The following is a 4,256-nucleotide window of genomic DNA, read 5'->3' as shown; positions in this document are numbered from 1 at the left end:
GGATAACCGTGGTCGAGGTCGAGGCCGGCGCCGTTCACCCCGGTCGCGAGCAGGGTCAACGAGTCCCGGGCGTGCGAGGGGCTGACGTCGCTTGCCCGGTAGCCCCCGCGGGCCTCGAGGGACTCGACCCGGACCGTCGCGTCGGCGGGGATCATGGCGGCGTCCAGCAGATCCCGCAGCCGCGGCCCGTGCCAGGTGGCGTCCGCGGCCCATCCCTCGACGCAGGTGATCGGCAGCTTCGAGCTGTACCGACGCAGCGCGTACAGCTCCTCGATGGTGTACACCATCCGGCGCGGACCGACCACCTCCAGCCGGTACCCGGGGTCACGGGCGAGGGAGGTGACCCGCGCGGCTCGCGCCGTGCGGTTCACCGGGAGCCCCTGCGGGCCGATGTCGGGCCGCCGCGGCGCGAGCAGGTCCAGCCGGGCCAGGCCCGGAACCGACTGGCCAGCGGTCGTCGCCACGATTACCCCGGCGGCGGTCCCCGTCGCGAGGCCGAGGCTGCGCCGCGTCAGACTGCCCGTCCCCGGGGCGGCGCCGGTCATGGTGGTGGCGGCGCCGTTCAGGGGCGCGCGCTCATGGCGGCGACGGCCCACGTTCGCCTGGACGACGGTGAGCTTCGCGACGATGTGGAGGACCAGCGCGCCGATTGTGATCCAGGCGACCCAGTAATGGGTCACGGTGAAGAAGAAGTGGAACCGGTACCACTGCGCGATGTTCGCGATGCCCGTGCTGAGCTGGAAGATCGCCCCTGCGATCAACGGCACGATCGTTATCCGCTCCACCGCATGGGCGACGGAACGGATCGGGGGCCATTCCCACAACAGCGGATACACCGTCCACAGCTTCGCCAGCAGCAGTGGGACGCTCGCGAGTCCGGTGGTCACGTGCAGGCCCTGGGTCACCCGGTACAGCCAGACGGGTCGGGAAGGCCATTCCAGCCAGGACGGCGGATGCTGCATGAAATGCGACACCAGCCCGGTCAGAAAGCATGTTCCGAAGGCGATCCCGAGCCAGAGGCCGAGGAGAGCCGCCATCCGTGGATCGTGCAGCCGACTGGGGAATGCGTTTTCGCGCAGGGGGCCGCGCCGCAGGACCGGGGGTGGTTCCGGCAGCTTTTCGGTCAGCAGATGAGGCAACCGACGGGGCAACTGGCGAGGCAATTGTCGCACGAATGCACGGTAGGCCGCCGGGACCACTCGCGACCGAGTACCGGCATTACGGAACGAGGAAGGCCTGGCGCGGTGTTCCCGCGCCGGCGCTGCGCCTGCCAGTCTCGGGACCATGCCCAGAACCCGCACCGCGCCACGCCTCAGGCCGGCCTTGGCCCTGGCCGGGGCGGGTGTCGGGCTCGCGGGCCTGCTCGCGGCGCCGGGATACCTGCCCGGTCGGGCAGGGGTGCTCTACCCCGTCATGCTCTGGTGGGCGCTCGGTGTCGCCACAGCCGCGCTGCTGGTCCACGCGGCCCCGCGCCGGTTGGCTGTCGCCATGCTGCTCGGCGGAATTGTCGCCATCCACGCCGTCGCGGCCACCACCGGCCCGCAGCTCTCCGACGACCTGTACCGCTACGCCTGGGACGGTCGGGTCCAGGCTGCCGGGATCGACCCCTACCGGTACGGCCCGCTCGCTCCGGAACTGGCCCGGCTGCGCGATCGCTGGCTGTTCCCGGATCCGGCCGGGTGCGCGGCGATCGGGCGCGGGCCGCACTGTATCCGGCTGAACTACCCGCGCGCCCACACCATCTACCCGCCGGTGGCGCAGGCGTACTTCACCGCCGTTCATGTCCTGCCGGGGCCGCCGCGCGAACACAAACTCCAGCTCTACGCCTCGCTGACGTCCCTGGCACTGGTCGGGCTGATGATGCGGATGCTGGTGGCGCGAGGCCGCGACCCGCGCCACGCGGCCTTCTATGCGTTCTCGCCGCTCGCCGGCCTGGAGATCGGTTCCGATGCGCACGTCGACGTCCTCGGGGCCGTGCTGGCGCTCAGCGCTCTGGCGGTCCTCACCGCCCGGTCCCATCCGCTGCGGACGGGGGTCGCCGGGGCGCTGCTCGGCGGCGCGGTGGCGGTGAAGCTGTACCCGGCGTTGCTGCTGCTCGCGGCGGCCCGGCGCCGGCCCGTCACGCTCGCCGGGGCCGCAGCGGGGGTGGTCGTGCTGTCCTACCTGCCGCACATCCTCACCGTCGGTACACAGGCGCTGGGCTTCCTCCCGCAGTACCTCGACGTCGAGGGCTACGGCGAGGGCAGCCGCTTCCTCCTGCTCGCCGGGCTGCTGCACCTGGACGGATCCGCGGCGAAGGCGGTAGCGGCCACCCTGCTGGCGGCGGTCACGGTCGCCGTGCTGCGGACCGATCCACAGCGGGTTCCCGTCGAACGGGCCGCGCTGTGGCTGGTCGGTGCCGCGTTCCTTGTCGCGACCCCGGTCCAGCCCTGGTACGGGGTGCTGCTGGCGGCGCTCGCCGTCATCGCCGGGCGGCTGGAATGGCTCGCCGTCGCCGCGGCCGCGCACCCCGTCTACGTCTCGCTGTTCACGGATCTGCCCGGCGACGCGTGGACCTTGCGGGTGTATTCTTACGCCGTCGGCGGTGGCGTCGTGCTCGCCGCGACCGGTCTGCGCCGGTGGACCGGCCGACGGCTGGCGGCCGCCGAGCGCGCTGCCGCACCCGCGGCCCCATCTGTCGTCGAACCCCGGTTATGACGACCGTCGGCGCCCGGCGCCGAGGTGCGGACGGATCTTGATCGGCGACTTGTTGGGCTCGGTCCGGACTCACGACCTCGCCAACCTCCGCGCCATCGGTGCGGACATCGCCGACGTCGAGGTGAAGAAGGCGCAGGGTGGGCTGCCGAAGTCGCTGCGCGAGACACTCTCGGGGTTTGCCAACACGCGAGGTGGCGTGATCGTCCTTGGGCTGGACGAAGCCCAGGGCTTCGTTGCGACCGGACTGCCTGATCCGGCGAGGCTGACAGCCAATCTCGGCTCGATGTGTTCCGAGGACCTCGATGTGTTCCGAGGACATGGAGCCTCCGCTGCGACCGCTGATCAAGATTCATGACTTTGAAGGCGTCCAGGTTCTGGTCGCCGAGGTCCCCGAGCTAGATCCCGCTCAGAAGCCCTGCTACTCGCGCGGAGCCGGCATCACCAAGGGCAGCTATGTCAGAGTAGGCGATGATGATCGTCGGCTGTCGGCCTATGAGGTCCAGGTGATGTTGTCCTCACGTGGGCAGCCCCGTGAGGACGAGCAGGCCGTCCACGGTGTTGGTCTGGATCATCTGGATGCGGCCGGTGTCGACGTGTTGATCGCCCGGCTAAGGGTCAGCAGGCCGTATGCGTTCAAGGATCTGGACCGGTTGGCGGTGCTGCGCCGTGCCAGGGTGCTCGTGCCTGGAAACGATGGCGAAGACGTGGTCTCGCTGGCAGGGCTGCTGGCGCTCGGCAGCTATCCGCAGGAGCACTTCCCGCAACTGATGGTCACCTTCGTGCACTACCCGACCGAGACCGGCGGCCGGTCCACTGAACGGTTCCTGGACAGCGTGACGTTGGAAGGCCCGGTCCCGGTCATGGTCCGCGACACGCTGGCGGCAGTCCGCCGCAACATGTCCCGCCGGGCGGTCATCGGAGGCGTGGGCCGGCAGGACGTCTGGGAGTACCCGGAGACCGCTCTGCGCGAGGCGGTCGTCAACGCGCTGGTCCACCGTGACCTTGCCGGTGGCGCCCGCGGCACCCAGGTCCAGGTCGAGATGTACCCCGACCGTCTGGTCATTCGCAATCCCGGTGGGCTGTTCGGTCCGGTCACGGTCGACAGCCTCGGCGAAGAAGGCATCTCCTCGGCCCGCAACGCCACCCTTATCAAGATTCTCGAGGACGTCCCGATCCCCGGCGAGACCCGCACCGTCTGCGAAAACCGCGGGTCGGGCATCCGCGCCATGCTCAACTCCCTGCTCGCCGCGGGCATGAGCCCGCCGGAGCGAATGGGCGACGTGACCGTGGCCGCCAAGGCCGCGAAGCGCAGCATGGCTGGATGACGACTACCGGCCGCCCCAGGTCTCCAGCCAGCGCAACGCCACCCAGTCGCCGTCGATACGCGCCGAGGCGACCAGCCCGCAGAACAGCCGGGCCGGATGCGGCGGGCACTCCGGTTCGCTCGGCCGCAACCCAGCCGCGTCATACTGGCCATCCCGCGGCCGGGGGCCGGTCCCCGGCCAGCGCCAACGTAGCGATTCGACCGGCCAATATTGCGTAAGGCTATTGCACTTCTC

Annotated in this window: 4 protein-coding genes and 1 pseudogene; 3 read left to right on the top strand and 2 right to left on the bottom strand. The window is 70.5% G+C overall.

The window, feature by feature from the left end:
* On the bottom strand, window positions 1-1,037 hold a 1,037-nt coding region (locus tag ACY5KJ_RS07110), incomplete at its 3' end, for a molybdopterin-dependent oxidoreductase (protein ID WP_462203028.1).
* Between the two features lie 247 nt (window positions 1,038-1,284).
* Here ACY5KJ_RS07110 and ACY5KJ_RS07105 point away from each other — a divergent pair.
* The 3 genes from ACY5KJ_RS07105 to ACY5KJ_RS07095 are packed head-to-tail and all read left to right on the top strand — an operon-like array spanning window position 1,285 to window position 4,022.
* On the top strand, window positions 1,285-2,697 hold the full coding sequence (locus tag ACY5KJ_RS07105) for a glycosyltransferase 87 family protein (RefSeq protein ID WP_462203027.1): 1,413 nt from the start codon (window positions 1,285-1,287) through the stop codon (window positions 2,695-2,697).
* A 37-nt stretch (window positions 2,698-2,734) separates the two neighbouring features.
* Window positions 2,735-3,052, top strand: a complete 318-nt coding sequence (locus tag ACY5KJ_RS07100; RefSeq protein ID WP_462186880.1) for an AlbA family DNA-binding domain-containing protein — start codon at window positions 2,735-2,737, stop codon at window positions 3,050-3,052.
* A complete protein-coding gene (locus ACY5KJ_RS07095) occupies window positions 3,000-4,022 on the top strand; it encodes an ATP-binding protein (protein ID WP_462186879.1) in 1,023 nt (340 codons plus the stop codon). Before ACY5KJ_RS07100 ends, ACY5KJ_RS07095 begins: the two co-directional genes overlap by 53 nt.
* Window positions 4,023-4,025: 3 nt before the next feature.
* Here ACY5KJ_RS07095 and ACY5KJ_RS07090 read toward each other — a convergent pair.
* Window positions 4,026-4,256, bottom strand: a pseudogene (locus ACY5KJ_RS07090) (hypothetical protein); the annotation flags it as partial.

This window comes from Frankia sp. CcWB3, assembly GCF_977927595.1.
Note: the sequence above shows the minus strand (reverse complement) of the source record. Positions and strands in the feature narration are given on the sequence as shown.